Source organism: Sphingomonas limnosediminicola, from assembly GCF_039537965.1.
In the GTDB taxonomy this organism is placed as follows: domain Bacteria; phylum Pseudomonadota; class Alphaproteobacteria; order Sphingomonadales; family Sphingomonadaceae; genus Sphingomicrobium; species Sphingomicrobium limnosediminicola.
The window spans coordinates 1,996,270-2,012,341 of record NZ_BAABBM010000001.1; the positions used below are offsets into that span (position 1 = coordinate 1,996,270).

The 16,072-nt window shown below is 64.0% G+C and carries 20 protein-coding genes; 8 read left to right on the forward strand and 12 right to left on the reverse strand.

The window, feature by feature from the left end; translation table 11 throughout:
- Positions 1-5 precede the first annotated feature (5 nt).
- The 7 genes from ABD704_RS10065 to ABD704_RS10095 are packed head-to-tail and all read right to left on the reverse strand — an operon-like array spanning position 6 to position 4,622.
- Complete coding sequence (locus tag ABD704_RS10065; RefSeq protein WP_344699547.1) at positions 6-1,235, reverse strand: M16 family metallopeptidase; 1,230 nt, start codon at positions 1,233-1,235, stop codon at positions 6-8.
- On the reverse strand, positions 1,232-1,825 hold the full coding sequence (locus tag ABD704_RS10070; RefSeq protein ID WP_344699548.1) for an SURF1 family protein: 594 nt from the start codon (positions 1,823-1,825) through the stop codon (positions 1,232-1,234). The genes ABD704_RS10065 and ABD704_RS10070 overlap by 4 nt, the downstream gene beginning before the upstream one ends.
- A complete protein-coding gene (locus ABD704_RS10075; protein ID WP_344699549.1) occupies positions 1,822-2,190 on the reverse strand; it encodes a DUF983 domain-containing protein in 369 nt (122 codons plus the stop codon). The genes ABD704_RS10070 and ABD704_RS10075 overlap by 4 nt, the downstream gene beginning before the upstream one ends.
- A 4-nt stretch (positions 2,191-2,194) precedes the next feature.
- On the reverse strand, positions 2,195-3,013 hold the full coding sequence (locus tag ABD704_RS10080; protein WP_344699550.1) for a cytochrome c oxidase subunit 3: 819 nt from the start codon (positions 3,011-3,013) through the stop codon (positions 2,195-2,197).
- 33 nt (positions 3,014-3,046) lie between these two features.
- Positions 3,047-3,598, reverse strand: a complete 552-nt coding sequence (locus ABD704_RS10085) for a cytochrome c oxidase assembly protein (protein ID WP_344699551.1) — start codon at positions 3,596-3,598, stop codon at positions 3,047-3,049.
- On the reverse strand, positions 3,595-3,726 hold the full coding sequence (locus ABD704_RS10090) for a hypothetical protein (RefSeq protein WP_344699552.1): 132 nt from the start codon (positions 3,724-3,726) through the stop codon (positions 3,595-3,597). Before ABD704_RS10090 ends, ABD704_RS10085 begins: the two co-directional genes overlap by 4 nt.
- On the reverse strand, positions 3,720-4,622 hold the full coding sequence (locus ABD704_RS10095) for a heme o synthase (protein ID WP_425565458.1): 903 nt from the start codon (positions 4,620-4,622) through the stop codon (positions 3,720-3,722). The genes ABD704_RS10090 and ABD704_RS10095 overlap by 7 nt, the downstream gene beginning before the upstream one ends.
- A gap of 91 nt (positions 4,623-4,713) precedes the next feature.
- Between ABD704_RS10095 and ABD704_RS10100 the strand changes: the two genes are divergently transcribed.
- A complete protein-coding gene (locus ABD704_RS10100; protein ID WP_344699554.1) occupies positions 4,714-5,349 on the forward strand; it encodes a peptidylprolyl isomerase in 636 nt (211 codons plus the stop codon).
- Here the strand turns inward: ABD704_RS10100 and ABD704_RS10105 are convergent.
- The 4 genes from ABD704_RS10105 to coxB all read right to left on the reverse strand — a co-directional run bounded on the left by ABD704_RS10105 (position 5,327) and on the right by coxB (position 10,125).
- A complete protein-coding gene (locus ABD704_RS10105) occupies positions 5,327-7,090 on the reverse strand; it encodes a TIR domain-containing protein (protein ID WP_344699555.1) in 1,764 nt (587 codons plus the stop codon). The genes ABD704_RS10100 and ABD704_RS10105 overlap by 23 nt on opposite strands.
- A 29-nt stretch (positions 7,091-7,119) precedes the next feature.
- Positions 7,120-7,392, reverse strand: coding sequence for a DUF4242 domain-containing protein (locus tag ABD704_RS10110; protein WP_344699556.1), 273 nt, complete (start codon positions 7,390-7,392; stop codon positions 7,120-7,122).
- Between the two features lie 141 nt (positions 7,393-7,533).
- On the reverse strand, positions 7,534-9,207 hold the full coding sequence (gene ctaD, locus ABD704_RS10115; protein WP_344699557.1) for a cytochrome c oxidase subunit I: 1,674 nt from the start codon (positions 9,205-9,207) through the stop codon (positions 7,534-7,536).
- A gap of 18 nt (positions 9,208-9,225) precedes the next feature.
- On the reverse strand, positions 9,226-10,125 hold the full coding sequence (gene coxB / locus ABD704_RS10120; protein WP_344699558.1) for a cytochrome c oxidase subunit II: 900 nt from the start codon (positions 10,123-10,125) through the stop codon (positions 9,226-9,228).
- 346 nt (positions 10,126-10,471) lie between these two features.
- On the opposite strand from coxB, the gene pyrE reads away from it, so the two are divergent.
- The 7 genes from pyrE to ABD704_RS10155 are packed head-to-tail and all read left to right on the forward strand — an operon-like array spanning position 10,472 to position 15,509.
- Complete coding sequence (pyrE, locus tag ABD704_RS10125; RefSeq protein ID WP_344699559.1) at positions 10,472-11,053, forward strand: orotate phosphoribosyltransferase; 582 nt, start codon at positions 10,472-10,474, stop codon at positions 11,051-11,053.
- On the forward strand, positions 11,053-12,135 hold the full coding sequence (locus ABD704_RS10130) for a serine hydrolase domain-containing protein (protein ID WP_344699560.1): 1,083 nt from the start codon (positions 11,053-11,055) through the stop codon (positions 12,133-12,135). Before pyrE ends, ABD704_RS10130 begins: the two co-directional genes overlap by 1 nt.
- Entirely contained in the window at positions 12,132-12,854 is a 723-nt protein-coding gene (locus ABD704_RS10135) for a pyridoxine 5'-phosphate synthase (protein WP_344699561.1), read from the forward strand. Before ABD704_RS10130 ends, ABD704_RS10135 begins: the two co-directional genes overlap by 4 nt.
- Complete coding sequence (locus ABD704_RS10140) at positions 12,851-13,132, forward strand: hypothetical protein (protein ID WP_344699562.1); 282 nt, start codon at positions 12,851-12,853, stop codon at positions 13,130-13,132. Before ABD704_RS10135 ends, ABD704_RS10140 begins: the two co-directional genes overlap by 4 nt.
- Entirely contained in the window at positions 13,129-13,536 is a 408-nt protein-coding gene (gene acpS, locus ABD704_RS10145; RefSeq protein ID WP_344699563.1) for a holo-ACP synthase, read from the forward strand. Before ABD704_RS10140 ends, acpS begins: the two co-directional genes overlap by 4 nt.
- Positions 13,537-14,412: a signal peptidase I gene (gene lepB, locus ABD704_RS10150; protein WP_425565425.1), complete on the forward strand. Its 876-nt coding sequence runs from the start codon at positions 13,537-13,539 to the stop codon at positions 14,410-14,412.
- Positions 14,412-15,509: an AI-2E family transporter gene (locus ABD704_RS10155; RefSeq protein ID WP_344699564.1), complete on the forward strand. Its 1,098-nt coding sequence runs from the start codon at positions 14,412-14,414 to the stop codon at positions 15,507-15,509. Before lepB ends, ABD704_RS10155 begins: the two co-directional genes overlap by 1 nt.
- On the opposite strand, the gene ABD704_RS10160 is transcribed toward ABD704_RS10155, so the two are convergent.
- Positions 15,506-16,066, reverse strand: coding sequence for an FKBP-type peptidyl-prolyl cis-trans isomerase (locus ABD704_RS10160; RefSeq protein ID WP_344699565.1), 561 nt, complete (start codon positions 16,064-16,066; stop codon positions 15,506-15,508). The genes ABD704_RS10155 and ABD704_RS10160 overlap by 4 nt on opposite strands.
- Positions 16,067-16,072 lie beyond the last annotated feature (6 nt).

The following is a 16,072-nucleotide window of genomic DNA, read 5'->3' on the forward strand; positions in this document are numbered from 1 at the left end:
TGAGTTTAGGCGGCGAGCGCGAGCGAAGCACCGACTGAGGCGACCGCGGTCGGGCCGTCAAGCACTGCCCGGCCTGCCTCGCGTGCCTGATCGAGCGATACGCCACGGATTTGCGCGACGAGCTCATCAGTCCCGAGGATGCGGCCGAATACCTCGATCGAACGAGCCATATGGTCGGCGCGGCCCTGCGCCGTTTCGAGCCCCATCAGCAGGTTTGCCTCAACTTGAGCACGCGCCCGGTCGAGTTCCTGCTGCGTGAGGCCTTCCGCCGTCTCGGCGAGCAACTGGCGCGCGAGCTGTACCGACTCCGCTGCCCGCGCCCGCTCCGCGGCGCAGCCGATGCCGACGAGGCCGACCTCGGTGAACGGCTGGGTCCAGGCATAGATCGAATAAGCCAGGCCGCGCTCCTCCCGCAGTTCCTGGAACAGGCGCGATGACGTGCCGCCGCCGAGCGCCTGTACGAACAATGTCAAGGCAGGGGCGCGCGCGTCGCCCGCCGGTGCGCCGGGAAAGGCGAGGCACCAATGTGCCTGCTCAAACCGCCGGGGGTCGTCGCGCGCACCGCCGGTGAACTGTGCTGGTTCGACGGCTGGCGCCGGGCGTGCCTCCATGTCTCCGAAGCGCCGCTCGGCGAGCTTCAGGAAGTCATCGGCATCGACCTTGCCGCTCGCAGCGAGCACGAGTCGCGATGGCACAAACTGCTCGGCGATCCAGTCCATGCAATATTGCCGCGTGATCGCTTCCACAGTTTCCTCGCGGCCGAGGATCGAGCGGCCGATCGCTTGGCCCTCGAAGGCCGCTTCAAACAAATGATCGTGGACCAAATCGTCAGGCGCGTCGGTGACCTCTCCAAGCTCGGACAGGATCACCTGTTTCTCGCGCGGAAAGTGTTCCTCTTCGAAATGCGGCGCCCGCACGAGGTCGGCGATTAGCTCGGTGACCAACGCGAAATCGCGGCCGAGCGCGCGGCCGTGGAACACCGTCTGGTCACGCGCGGTCCAGGCATTGAGGTTGCCTCCGACGTCCTCGATCACTTCCGCGAGCGCGCGCGTGTCGCGGCCGCCGGCGCCCTTGAACACCATATGCTCGACCAGATGGGCGAGGCCGCTGACGCGGTCTGGTTCCGAGCGCGAGCCAACGCTGGCGTAAAGGCCGATGGCGACGGATTCGGCCCCCGCGATCGGGTCGACGGCGACGGTCAGGCCGTTCGGCAGGACATGCATCAACCCGCTCAAGCTGCCGGTTCCTTCAGTCGTTTGCGTACGGCCAGTCCATAAATGATCAGTGCGATGAGCGCGAAGGCGAACCACTGCAGCGCATAGGACCGGTGGTTGTTCGGAATGGAATCGATGGAAGGCGGTGCGCTCGGCTCTAGTCCCGGCGGCGCGCTTGCAGCCACGAGGCGCATCCGCGTCTTCCGGTCCGGGCCGATGATCCCGCTTGCGGCACCGCCCGCCCAATTCACCTTGGCATTGGGGTCTTTCGACCAACCCACCTCGACGCTCATGCCTGGCCCTTCTGCCCCAGTGGAGCAGTCGACGATGTGCACATAGCCCGGCTCGCCGGCCGCGTTCTCGCCTGCGGCTGCGCGTTGCCCTATCGGCCGCAGGCAGACTCCCGTCGCGTGGCGGAAAAGCGGGAGTTGTTCGTCCTTAAGCGGCGTCATTGGGAAGATGATCGGCGGAAGTTTCTCTGCCTGTGCGTAGCGGGCGATAATGCCCTCTTTCCACTTGGCGCGTTGTAGCTGCCAGATGCCGAGGCCGACCATGACGGCTGCGGCCGCGAGCACGACCAGCGTCGCAATGATGGGAAGGCGGCGGGTCATTCGGCGATCCGCCCTTCGCGGGCGCGGTGGCGATATTCCTGCGCCAGTAGCCACGCCTTCGAGAAGCGCAGGCCGCCTACGGTCAATGCTGTGGCCACCGGAATCCAAACGAGGTGCACCCACCAAGGCGGGGAGAAAGCGCCGTCGACCACCAAGGCACCGACCACCGTGATGGCGCCGACGATGAAGATCAGGAAGGCCGCGGGTCCGTCACCGACGTTGAAACTGTCGAGGTCGAGGCCGCAGTTCCGGCACGTCTTCGCGAAGGTCACCCAGCCGGCGAACAAGGTCCGCGACCCGCAACGCGGGCAATCGCCGGCAAGCGCCGCCTTCAGTGACGACGGCTCACTCACCGGTGCTTTCACAAGGTCACCCCGCGTGCGGCGCGCCCCAGCCGCCCCAGACGTAGATGGTCGTGAACAGGAACAGCCACACGACGTCGACGAAGTGCCAGTACCAGGCGGCCGCTTCGAACCCGAAATGCTGACGCGGCGTGAAGTCGCCCTTGTAGGAGCGGATCAGGCAGACGGTCAGGAAGATCGTGCCGACGATGACGTGGAAGCCGTGGAAACCGGTCGCCATGAAAAAGGTCGATCCGTAGATGCTGCCTTTGAACGCGAACGGTGCGTGGGCATATTCCCAGCCCTGAACGAAGCTGAACGTCAGGCCGAGCAGGATCGTCAGCCACAGGCCGAGCTTGAGACCGCTACGGTCGCCATGGATCAGCGAGTGGTGCGCGAACGTCACCGTCGTGCCGGAGCAGAGCAGGATGAGCGTGTTGAGAAGCGGGAAGCCCCACGGGTTCAGCACTTCAATGCCCTTGGGCGGCCAATGGCCACCGACGGCGTCGACAGCGGATGGGAACAACGAGCTGTCGAAGAAAGCCCAGAACCAGGCAAGGAAGAACATCACCTCGGAGGCGATGAACAGGATCATGCCGTAGCGCAGGTGGAGCTGCACGATCGGCGTATGATCACCGGCGTGCGCTTCCTTGATGGTGTTCGACCACCAGCTGTACATCGTGATCAGCACGCCCGCGAGGCCGAGCAACATGACCGGCACGCCATAGCGATTGGCGTGGAACCACATGACTGCACCGCTGAAAAGGGTGCCGCCGGAAAGGGCACCGATCAGCGGCCAGGGATCCGGCTCTACCAGATGGTAATCGTGGTTCTTCGTCGCAGCCATTTGTTGCAGCTTCCCTCGTTCTTTGCCGCGGCTCTAGCGGGCCGCGTTGACGGTTTCCACCGGGTAAAATGTATAGCTCAGGGTAATCTCGTCGATATCCTTCGTGTCCGGGTCTTTCTTGATTGCCGGATCGACGAAGAACAGCACCGGCATGTCGACGCTTTCGCCGGGCTTCAGCGTCTGCTCGGAAAAGCAGAAGCACTGGATTTTCTTAAAGTATTTGCCGACCTGGTCGGGACTCACGTTGAAGGCCGCCTGGGCTGTGATCGTGCGCGCCGACAGGTTCTGCGCGCGGTAGAAAATCTTTGTTTGCGCGCCCGGCGCGACGTGCACCGTCGTCTGCTCCGGCTCGAACCGCCAAGGCAGGCCAGGATGCGTATTGGCGTCGAAGCGGACTCCGACCTGGCCGACGATCGCGCCCGGCGCCTTGTCGGCGCGTAGCGGCGTCCCGCCAAAGCCGGTGGCAGAGCAGAAGGCGCGGTATAGCGGGGGCGACGCGAAGGCGAGGCCGATCATCGCCGCGACGATGAGCGCCATGACGGCCGCTGTGCGCGCATTCCTCCGTTCGACGGTCGCCGCGCTCACCAGTTCAATCCCGTCTTCGCAATGGTGATGAAGTAAAGGAGCACGACGAAGGCAACGAGCAGTACCGCCATCACCCGCGCACGGCTGCGCTGGCGCTTGCGGATGACCTCATCTTCGGGGTTCACCATCCGAGCCAGCGATCTGCGACGAGCACCGTGAACAGCGCGAAGAGATAAAAGACCGAATAGCCGAACAGATGCTTCTCAGCCGCCATGTCGGTGGGCTCGGTCGCGCGGCTGGCGAGCACGCGGGCCGCAAGCACCATGAATACGAAGCTGAGGATTGCCGCGCAGCCGCCATATATCGGGCCGGTCAGTCCCAACGGCCAGGGCGCGACCGCTGCAATCGCCATCGGAAGGCTGTAAATGAAGATCTGCTTCCGCGTGTTCTCGAAGCCCGCGACGACCGGCAGCATCGGGATGCCAGCTGCGGCATAATCGGAGCGCACGAACAGCGACAACGCCCAGAAATGCGGCGGCGTCCACAAGAAGATGATCGCGAACAGCAGCAGCGGTAGCGGAGCGAAATTTCCAGTAGCCGCGACCCAGCCGATCAGCGGGGGGAAGGCCCCGGCAGCACCGCCGATGACGATGTTCTGCGGCGTCCGTGACTTCAGCCAGACGGTGTAGATGAGGACATAGAAGAGGATCGACGCCGCAAGCATGATCGCGGCAAGCCAGTTGGTCGCCAGTCCCATCAGCAACACCGAAAAGGCGCCGACGCCGACACCGAAGTGAAGCGCCGACTGCCGCTCCATCCGTCCGTCGGGAAGCGGCCGCTTGGCGGTGCGGCGCATTTTGCCGTCGATATCCGCCTCATACCATTGGTTGAGCGCGCCGCAGGCCCCCGCGCCAAGTGCGATGCACAGGATTGCAGTGAAACCCAGCACCAGCGGCGGAAGGGTCGGCGCAGCCAACATCCCGCACAGGCCGGTGAAGACGACTAGGCTCATCACGCGCGGCTTGGTCAGCGCGAGGAAGTCGCGCCAATCAGCCGGCAGCGCCGCTGGATTCGTCATCTCCATGGTGGGCATGGCCCGGGCCTATAAGGGCTTGCTTAAGAGAGGAAAAGCCCGCGGCTGGAAGCATTCATCTTTGCTTTGCTATGGGGTTCCCATGAAGCACCGATTTCTCGCCGTCATCCTGTTCGCCGCCATCCCGGCCATCGCGGTCGCGCAGGCTCCTCCGCCGCTGACACCCGGCCAAATCACGGGCACCCCGGTCGCCACCGCGGATCGTGTTCCGGTTGCCATCGACACGAGCATGGGACGGATCGTGATCGCGCTCGACCGCCTCCACGCGCCGATCACCACGACCAACTTCCTCCGCTACGTCGACAATCACCGCTTCGATGGCGAGACCTTCTATCGGTCGATGCACACGGGCGGCGGCGGCCTCATCCAGGCCGGCGTGCGCAGCGACTCCCGCAAGGTATATCCGCCCATCACGCATGAATCGACGCGCAAGACGGGCCTCAGCAATGTGACCGGCGCGGTGTCGATGGCGCGGCTTGACCCGGGCAGCGCGACTTCGGACTTCTTCATCATGGTAAGCGATATGACCGGCCTCGATGCCGGGGCGCCGGGCGGCGACGCCGACGGCTTCGCGGTGTTCGGCCAGGTCGTCGAGGGCATGGACGTGGTGAAGAAGATCTTCGACAGCCCCACCGACCCCAACAAGGGCGAGGGCGTGATGAAGGGTCAGTTCCTTGAACCGCCGATCAAGATCATCAAGGCGTCGCGACTGAAGTAGTCGCCTTGATGCCCAAGCGCTGTCTGGCCTGTGCGATCATTTCCTTGAAACGCGGTTCGTCGCGAATTGGATCGAAGTCTGGGTCGGTCTCAGTCAGTTCGAGCTGATAGGCGCCAGCTGACGCAAGCGATGACTGCAGCATGTTCAGCGCACCCTCTGTGTCGTGGAGATGGCTGGCGAGGATGCATGCGAAATTATAGCGCATGTTTAGATTGTCGGGATCGACGAGCAGCGCGCGGTTGATCCACTCCCTAGTCTTCTCCGTGTCACCTAGCAGCGCGTGGCCGCCGGCGAGGATGCCCAGCGCAGCGCCATTGCTCGGGTCTTGTTGGACCGCGCTCTGCGACTCCGACACCATTTTCGCGGCCGCCTTCTTCAGCTTTTCCCCGTCGCCAGTCGCCTGATAGCAAGTGGCCAGCATGGCCCACGCGTGGAAGTCGCCTTCCATCAATTCGACGGCCCGTTCGTAGTGGCGCGTCGCGGCCGGCACATCTCGTTTGGTGAGGAAAAACCGCCCTGCCTCCTTGTTTACCTCCCAGGAATCGGCGCCAAGACGAATGGCTTTCTCCATTTCGGCAGCCGCTGCTTCGAACTTGCCTCGCTGCTGGAGCCGCTTCGCAAGCGGCAGCCGCGCCTGTGGGATGGTTGGGTCGATGGAGAGTGCCGTGTGCGCGGCGGCATAGCCGTCATCCACCTCGCAACCGAAGCCGTAGTGAAGGTTGGACTGAGCGATCGCCAGCAATGCCCAGGCGTCGGCGTAACGGTGATCGATCTCGAGCGCACGGCTGCAAATCCGCATCACCCGCTCTTCGCGGCGCATGTCGCCATGGTTTCCGGACACCCAGTATTGCCGTGCAAGGAGGTACAGGTTGTAAGCCTCGGCGCTCTGCGTTCCGCGCTGTTCGATCGCCTTCTTTTCCTCGGGCAGCAGCTTGAGTTTCAACGCGGCGACGATCGCCTTCGAGATCTCGTCCTGGATCGTGAAGATGTCGGTGAGGTCGCGGTCGAACCGATCCGCCCAGACATGGCCGCCGCCGCGCCCCTCGATCAGCTGGGCGGTGATTCGCACCCGGTCGCCCGCCTTGCGAACGCTTCCTTCGAGCACGTGGGTGACGCCGAGTTTCTTGGCAACATCGCTGACGTTCACCGACTGACCCTTGAAGGTGAAGGCGGTGTTGCGCGCGATCACCTCCAGTGCCGAAACCTTGGACAGGTCGGTGGTGATGTCTTCGCTGATGCCGTCGCTGAAATATTCCTGCTCGATGTCACCGCTCATGTTCTGAAACGGCAAAACGCAAATCGAAATGTCGCGTGAGGACGCGCGCGCCTTCGGTTCGGTCGTCCCGGACGGCTTGCCGGCGAGCGACTCGACGCTCGAAAGCAGCTTGCGCCACCCGGCGACGCCAGCCTTGCCATCCCAGCCCTGGAGGTCGGCGCACTGGATCTGATTGAAGGGCATGGGCGGGATCGTGCCGTCGAGCGTCGCCTGCACCAATTTGTCTGACGACCTCGCGGTATCCGCCTCGGCTCGCACCCACTGCGATTTCGCGGCTTCGGCCGACCATAAGGCGACGACGGCTGCCGCACCCGTGATCCGTTCTTCGATGACTTGGGCATAAGGGCGATGCGCCGGCAGCTCGTCGTCGCGCCACACCTCGAAACCCGCATTACGAAGCTCCTGCGCGATCATGCCCGCGCTGGGTTCGTCCGTTCGTGAGTAAGAGATGAAGACGTGCGACATGCCGCGCTAGGCTCTCTCGCGAGAAACTATCATTCCGCCGTCGTCGGGTCGATCACGTTCCGGACCTGCGATACCTTGTTGACCGGAAAACCGCCGCGTTGCGCATGCTCGCGGATCATCTCTTCATTCGGCGCGCGATAGATGCAGTAAAGCTTGTTGTCGGTAACGAAGCTCTGCACCCATTGAATCTGCGGGCCAAGGTCGCGAAGCACCGAGCAGGACGTCTGCGAAGCCATCTTTAGGTCGTCGGCGCTCAATGACCCGGCCCCGGGCATTTCCCTCTCAATGACAAACTGGGGCATGATACCTCCCATCGCTGCGCCAATTCAGGCGGCGAGCCATACCACCTGCGGGACCAAATGTCCGCACGTCGACAGAAGGGCGGCAACTCAACGAAAAAGGCCCCGGTTTCCCGGGGCCTTTTGTTGTTCGTTCAGCGCGTCCTAGTCGATGCGCGGAAGGGTCGAGAATTGGTGGAACGGCGGCGGACTGGACAGCGTCCACTCCAGCGTCGTCGCGCCTTCGCCCCATGGATTATCGGGCGCCTTCTTGCCCGCGATCAGCGACCAGATAATGTTGACGAAGAAGATCGCAACGCCGGCGACGGTGATCATGTAGCCGTAGGTCGCGACCTGGTTCCATTCACGGAAGGCGGGCGTGTAGTCCGGAATGCGGCGCGGCATGCCGTCGAGGCCAAGGAAGTGCATCGGGAAGAAGATCACGTTCACGCCGATGAACATCACGAAGAAGTGAAGCTTGCCGAGAAGCTCGTTGTACATGCGCCCGCTCATCTTTGGGAACCAGTAGTAGAAGCCGCCGAAGATCGCGAACACCGCGCCGAGGCTGAGCACGTAGTGGAAGTGGGCCACCACGTAATAGGTGTCGTGCATGTAATTATCGACGCCGCCGTTCGCGAGGACGACGCCGGTGACGCCGCCGACCGTGAACAGGAAGATGAAGCCGATCGCCCACAGCATCGGCGTCTCGAAGGTGATCGAGCCGCCCCACATGGTGGCGATCCAGCTGAAAATCTTCACGCCCGTCGGAACCGCGATGATCATCGTCGCGGCGGTGAAGTACATCTTCTCGTCGACGCTCATGCCGGTCGTGAACATGTGGTGCGCCCACACGACGAAACCGATTACGCCGATGGCGACCATGGCGTAGGCCATGCCGAGATAGCCGAACACCGGTTTGCGGCTGAAGGTCGCGACGATCTGGCTGATCATGCCGAAGCCCGGCAGGATCATGATGTACACCTCTGGATGGCCAAAGAACCAGAACAGGTGCTGGTAGAGAACGACGTTGCCGCCGCCCGACGCGTCGAAGAAGGTCGTGCCGAAGTTGCGGTCCGTCAGCAGCATGGTGATCGCGCCGGCAAGCACCGGAAGCGACAGCAACAGCAGGAAGGCCGTGACCAGCACCGACCATACGAACAGCGGCATTTTGTGCAGGGTCATGCCCGGCGCGCGCATGTTGAAGATGGTGGTGATGAAGTTGATCGCGCCGAGGATCGAGCTCGCACCGGCAAGGTGGAGCGAGAAGATCGCCATGTCGACCGCCGGCCCTGCCGAGCCTGAGGTCGAGAGCGGCGCATAAACGGTCCAGCCGGTGCCGGCACCTAGGCCGGTGCCTCCACTGACGAAGGTCGATCCGAGCAGCAGCAGGAAGGCAGGAATCAGCAGCCAGAAGCTGATATTGTTCATGCGCGGGAATGCCATGTCCGGCGCGCCGATCATCAGCGGCACGAACCAATTGCCAAAGCCGCCGATCATCGCCGGCATGACCATGAAGAAGACCATGATCAGGCCGTGCGCGGTAATCAGCACGTTCCAGTGGTGCGTCCACTCGTCGAAGTTCGCGGTGCCGGCGCCGATCGGCCAGGCGCGATTGAGGACCTGGATGCCCGGTTCCATCAACTCCCAGCGCATGATGCCGGAAATGCCACCGCCAATGATGCCCGCGACGATCGCGAAGAGCAGATAGAGCGTGCCGATGTCCTTGTGGTTCGTCGACATGAACCAACGGACGAAGAAGCCCGGCTTGTGGTCCGCATCGTGGTGCGCGTCATGCGCTTCGTGCGTCCGGAGGTGGAGTGAGTCGGCGGTCGTGCTCATCTACGGAACTCTCTTCGCTTAATTCTGTGCGGTCGCGGCCTGATTGGTCGCGGGCTGCTGAGCTGCCTGCTGGGCAGCAGGGGTAGTGGCGGCAGCGGCGGCGGGCGTCAGCGCAGCAGCTGCCGCACCGGCCGGCGCGGCCGCTGGCGTTGCGCCGGGCATGTGGCCGCCCTGCGATCCGACCCACTGCGCGAACTGCGCCTGGGGAACGACTTCGACCGCGATCGGCATGAAGCCGTGGCGGGCGCCGCAAAGCTCCGAGCACTGGCCGAAATAGACGCCCGGACGATCGACCTTCACCCAGGTCTCATGCAGCTGACCGGGATTGGCGTCCTGCTTGATCCAGAAAGCGGGGATCGCGAAGCTGTGGATTACGTCGTCGGCGGTGATGATGAACTTCACGACTTTGCCGGCCGGGATCACCAGGCGGTTATCGACCGCGAGGAGTGGCGGGCCGTCATTGTCGGTGCGGGCGCGCTGATTGGCCTGGCGGGTCGGATCGTTCTTCTCCTTCAGCATATAGCTGTCGAAGGTGACGCCGTAATCCGGAAGCTCGTACGACCAATACCATTGGTGACCGGTGACCTTGACCGTCACATCGGCCGGCGGCGGCGAATATTGGTGGCGTAGCAGGCGGATCGACGGGATCGCGATGGCGACCAGGATCAGCACCGGCAGCAATGTCCAGATCACCTCGATCGCGGTGTTGTGCGAGTTGCGCGACGGCGTCGGATTGGCGCCGCGGCGATAGCGAATGATCGTCCAGACGAGCAGAGCCAGGACGAAGACGCTAATGACCGCGCAGAGTGGAAGCAGCCAGTTGTTATGGAAGGCGGATGCCTCTTCGCCGATCGGCGTGACCTGCATCTGAATGCCCTTGCGGCCGTCAGGCTCGCCGACGCCTGGCGTCGGGATCATGTGACCAACGCTTCCCGGTACGATAGCCGGCTGGGCCGCGTCTGGCGTGCCAGAATTCTGTGCCGTGCCCCCTGCGGGCGCCGCGGCAGCAGGGGTCGTTGCGCTGGCTTGGGCCGGGGCGGGCGTACTTGTGGGCGTCTGCGCCGCTGCAGGTGTAAGCCCGGCCGCGGCCAGGGCGATCGCCCATCCAATCAATCTCATCTTCACCCCGGTTGGCATGCGTTGGGACCAAGGACGCGGGGACGCGCCCTTCGAGTTTGGAGCGCTCTATAGGCGCGGCTTTCTACAGCCTCAAGCGGCACTTGGCCCATGTCATGAACCCGCCTAATGGCTGCGTTCACCAATGATGACCGACGACGAAATCCTCGACGAGTTCCGCGCCGCCGATGCCTTGCTCGAGGGGCATTTCATCCTGTCCTCTGGTCTGAGGAGCCCGCGCTACCTGCAATGCGCGCGAGTGTTGATGGACCCGGCCCGTGCCGAGCGGCTCGCGACCGCCCTTGCCGCCAAGCTACCCGCTGGGATTCGCGATGACATCGATGCGGTCGTCTCGCCGGCTATGGGCGGGGTAATCATCGGCCACGAAATGGGCCGCTCGCTTGGGAAACCGGCAATGTTCGTCGAGCGCCCTCAGGGCGTGTTCGAGCTTCGCCGCGGCTTTCGCCTCGAACCCGGCCAGCGCGTGCTTCTGGTAGAGGACGTCGTGACCACCGGCCTTTCGTCGCGCGAAGCGATTGCGGCCATCGAAGCGGCTGGCGGCAAGGTGATCGCGGCAGCCTCTCTCGTAGACCGCTCCGGCGGCGCTGCCGACCTTGGCGTACCTTACACCCCGCTCATCCGCATTGACGTCCCGACCTATGCTGCGGACGCGGTGCCGGCCGAGCTCGCGGCAATCCCCGCCATCAAGCCGGGCAGCCGCGCCGCCTGATGAGAAAGGCCAGCGCCGCGCTCGTCATCGGCACCGCGCTGATGCTCCTCAGCACTGCGGCGTCGGCGCGCGTTCCGGCTCCCGTCCTCGACAAGGTCCGCGCCCGAGCGACCCAGGCGAAATTTGACGGCACAATCCTGATCGGCGAACGTGACGGCACGAGCGAAGCATCCTCGCTCGGTCCGAAGGCGCCGCCGCCCGATGCCGTCTGGCGCTGGGCATCGATCACCAAGCAGCTTACTGCCGTTATCGCCATGCAGGAGGTCGCGAGCGGCAAGCTCGATCTCGACGCACCTGTCGTCCGCTATTGGACCGACTGGAAGGCGCCGTTCGGCAAGTGGCTCCGCATCCGCGACCTGCTCCTCCACAATAGCGGCTTGCCGCAGCCGGACGCGAGCCCCGAGGACAAGGACGGTATCCCGGCCTTCTACCGCTCGGCCGCTAAGAGCCCGAAGGTCTCGGCAAGCGGCTTCTGCGCTGGCCTCGCGCGCGGCTCGCCGCCGCAGAAGTTCGAGTACAACAATTGCGACAGCATTGTCCTCGCCGAGGTGCTAGCGCGTGTGACCGGCAAGTCATTCGAGCAGTTGCTTCATGAACGTTTGGCCAAGCCACTTGGAATGACGAGTTTCGGCATGTTCGAGGTGAACCTTCCGCCTGCTAAGCACGTGCAGCCGACCGGCGAGTTCAGCGACAAGGATCGCCTCCTGAACCTCGGTGTCTATGGCGCTTCGGGCGGCGCCTACGGCACGATCGGCGACTTGTGGAAATTCGACCACGCATTGATGGGGAAGCAGCTCCTCACCGCCGACCTGAAAGAGAAGATGTGGGCGAGCAGCCGCGACAACGGCTATTACGGCTTTTTCCAATGGATTTATCCCGCTGCGCTGAAGGGTTGTTCGAAGCCGGTCCGTATCGTCGAGCGGCAGGGCCTGGTCGGCGGCATTGAGCTTCGCAACTTCATCATGCCCGAGAGCGGCCGCGCTCTGATCATGTTCAGCCGCCATCGCCCGACCAACCTTGGCGATCCATGGGAAGGCAAGGGCTTCGCCTACGACTTGTTGTCGGCGGTGGTCTGCCGATGAAGCTGCGGCTCGGAGTCAACATCGACCATGTCGCGACGATCCGGAATGCGCGGGGCGGCGATCATCCCGATCCCGTGCGCGCCGCGATCATGGCCGCCGCGGCGGGTGCCGACGGCATCACCGCGCACCTGCGCGAGGACCGCCGCCACATCACCGACAACGACATCGACCGGTTGATGGCCGAGATCGACCTGCCGCTGAACCTGGAGATGGCCGCGACCGAGGAGATGCTCGACATCGCGCTTCGGCACAGGCCGCACGCCGCGTGCATCGTCCCCGAACGCCGTGAGGAGCGGACGACCGAAGGAGGGCTGGACGCCGCCGGCCAGCAAGATCACCTCGCTTACTTCGTCGACGAACTCACGGATGCCGGCATCCGCGTCAGCCTGTTCATCGAGCCGTCCGAGCGCCAGATCGACGCGGCAGTGCGACTTGGCGCGCCAGTCGTCGAGCTACACACCGGCCGCTATGCACACGTTGACGGCGAAGAGCGGACAGCCGAGCTCAAACGAATCGCCGACTGCGCCGCGCTCGCCGCCAAGAACGGGATCGAGCCCCACGCGGGCCACGGCCTTACCTTCGACAATGTCGTGCCCGTCGCTGCCGTCCCGCAGATCGCCGAGCTCAACATCGGCCATTTCCTGATCGGGGAGGCGATCTTTACCGGCCTCGAAGCCAGCGTGCGCCGCATGCGCGAACTGATGGACGCCGCGCGATGACGATGGGCGTGCGCGAGAAGCAGCGGAGGGGTAGGCGCTATCTCGCCGGCGTGGTCATGATCGGGGCCATCCTGTTCCTAGTCGTAGGCACGCTGGGACCGGCGCGCCATTCGCCCTACTATTTCGCGATCGTTCCACCGCCTGCCCTGATCGCCTTTGCGCTTGGCTGGCGCGCCTGGAGCTACGAGCGTCGATCGACGGCCTATTCGGCGGCAGCGCTCGTCTTGCTCATTCTCGTACTCATATTCTCGCATCTGCTGCCGAGGTCTGCGGGATGATCCTCGGCATCGGCTCCGACCTGTGCAACATTGAGCGGATCCAGAATTCGCTCGACCGTTTCGGCGAGCGCTTCCTCAACCGGGTCTTCACGGACCTCGAACGCAGGAAGGCCGCATCCCGTCCCCACACTATTGCTGGCACGCTCGCCAAGCGTTTTGCCGCGAAGGAAGCTTTCTCGAAAGCCGTCGGCACCGGGTTCAAGCGCGGCGTATTCATGAAAGACATCGGCGTCGTTAATCTCCCGTCTGGGGCGCCGACATTAAGTCTGACCGGCGGCGCGAAGGCGCGTCTTGACGCCCTTGCGCCGGAAGGCCACGCCATCGACATACATCTGACGATGACCGACGATCACCCTTGGGCGCAGGCATTCGTGATCCTGACCGCTCGTAAGTTGGAGCCCTGATTGAGCGATACTGTTCCCGAGGCGCAGTTTGAAGAACCAGCCGCGCCGGCCGCCGAAAAGGAAGCCAAAGGCTCCGCTTTGTGGCGCGAGATTAAGGGCCTCCTGTGGGTGCTGCTCGCCGTGCTGGCGTTCCACAGCTTCATCGCCAAGCCCTTCTACATCCCGTCGGAATCGATGATGCCGGGGTTGCTGACCGGCGACCGCTTGGTCGTCAGCAAATATCCCTATGGCTGGTCGTGGGTATCGCCGAGCTTCCATGTCTTCCCCGCCGTGCAGGGCCGCCTGTTCGGCAAGCTGCCGGAGCGCGGCGACATCGTCATCGTCACGCCGCCCGGCACGCGCACCGATTACATCAAGCGCGTCATCGGTCTTCCCGGTGACACCGTGAGGATGGTCGATGGGCAGCTGTTCGTCAACGATAAGCCGGTGAAGCGGCAACCGCTCGCGGCGCAGATGATCCCGATCGACGTAAACTCGCCTTGCGGTTCCGAGAAGGACCCCGCGCTCTACGATTTCCGCGTCCGCGGTGCCGACGGCAAGATGTACTGCCGCGTGCCGATCGTCCGCGAGACCATGTCTAACGGCCGCTCCTACGACACGGTCGAATTGGGCCAATCCCCCGAGGACAATTTCGGGCCGGAGCTCGTTCCCGCCGGGCACCTCTGGCTGATGGGCGACAATCGCGACGATTCGGCTGACAGCCGCGTGCCCGAATGGAATGGCGGGCTGGGCGGTCCGGTGCCGTGGGAGAATATCGGCGGCCGCGCCGAGTTCATCACCTTCTCGCTCAACGGTTCGACCAAATGGTACAATCCGCTGAGCTGGTTCGAATCCCTTCGTTCCGGCCGCGCCGGACGGTCGCTTCGTAACAGCTGATGAGCACGCGTCCGCCGACCACCGAGCCGCATATCGAGAGGCCCGGTCCGGTGGAGTTCCGGGACCCCATGGTCCGCCGCGAAATTCAAAAGGCGGTCGTGTGGTTCGGAGTCGCGCTCGGGATCGCCGGCGTCATCTTCCTCGCCCAGCCGCTGCTGCTGATTGTCGGCGGCGCGATTTTCGCGGTCTTCCTCGATGGCGGCATCCGGCTGCTCGGCCGTTGGCTGCCGATTCCGCGCGGATGGCGCCTGCTGCTCGTGCTGGTGCTGGGCTTCGGCTTCCTGGGCTGGGTGTTCTGGTTCGCCGGGACCACCATTGCGGCGCAGTTCGAGGCGCTGCGGGAAGTCGTCACGGCGCAGTTCAATCGGTTGATGGCCTTTGCTTCATCGCTCGGCCTCGTGCCGAAGGGTGAATCGGCTGATTTCGGGACCCAGATCCTTGGGTCAGTAGGCCGTCTTACCAGCGCGGTCGGCAGCGCGATCGGCGCCGTCACCAGCGTTATCGCCATGATCGTCATCGGCATTTTCCTCGCCGCCGAACCGCGCATCTACGATCGCGGCATCGCGTGGATGCTGCCGCTGGGCCATCGCGCCGGCTTCTACCGGATTGCCGCGCACGCTGGGCACACGCTTCGCCGCCTTCTGTTCGGGCGGCTCGTCGGCATGCTGTTCGAAGGGGTCTTCACCTGGGCGATGCTGAGTCTGGGCGGCGTGCCCATGGCAGCGCTTCTCGGGCTAGTGACCGGCGTCCTCGCCTTCATCCCGAACATCGGTGCAATCACGTCGGGCGTGCTGATGGTCGCCGTCGGCTTCAGTGCCGGCACGCACGAGGGCTTTTACGCGGTCTTCGTCTATTTCTTCGTGCAGAATATCGATGGCTATCTTGTCGTGCCCTACATCGCCCGCCGCACGGTCGACCTGGCGCCGGCCATGGTGCTCGCCTTTCAGTTGCTGATGGCGGCGCTTTTCGGGGTCCTTGGCGTCCTTTTCGCCGATCCGATCCTCGCAACGCTCAAGGTCGCGCTGGTCGACCTTAGCAATCAGCAGGCGGAAAAGGAGCGGGAAGGGCCGGAGCTCGTCGCGGCCGGGAAGACCTAGCGGCTGCCGCCCTGCTGTTGCTGCTGTTGCAGCTGCTGCTGGAGCATTTGCTGCATTTGTTGCTGCTGCATCTGCTGCTCAAGCAACGCCGCGCCGCCCGGCACGACCTTCTGGACGCGCACGTCGAAGGTCAGCGGACTGTCCTTGGGCCAGCCTTCGGGTTCGCCGGAAGCGCCCCAGGCGATATTTTGGGGAAGAACAAAGCGGTAGACGCCGCCTTCCTGCATGCGGCTCATCGCCTCGGCAAAACCGGGATAGACGTGGCCCATGGCGAACGGTTGGGCGCCATTATGCTTTTGGCTGCTGTCGAAGACGGTGCCGTCATTGGCGGTCAGGACATAGTCCATCAACGCCGCGTCGGTCTGCGTAATGTTCTTGCCCGTGCCGGCCTTGATCGTGCGGAACTGCAGGCCGCTCTTGGTCACCTCGGGGCGCAGGGAGCCAGCGCCGTACCAGGCGAGCGAAACGGCGGCGCCGATAACGATCAGGAAGCCCAGCCACAATCCCGCGGCCCGGCCAGTCCTGGCGGGTCGATGGGCGGCTTCGGCGACGGACACGATTGG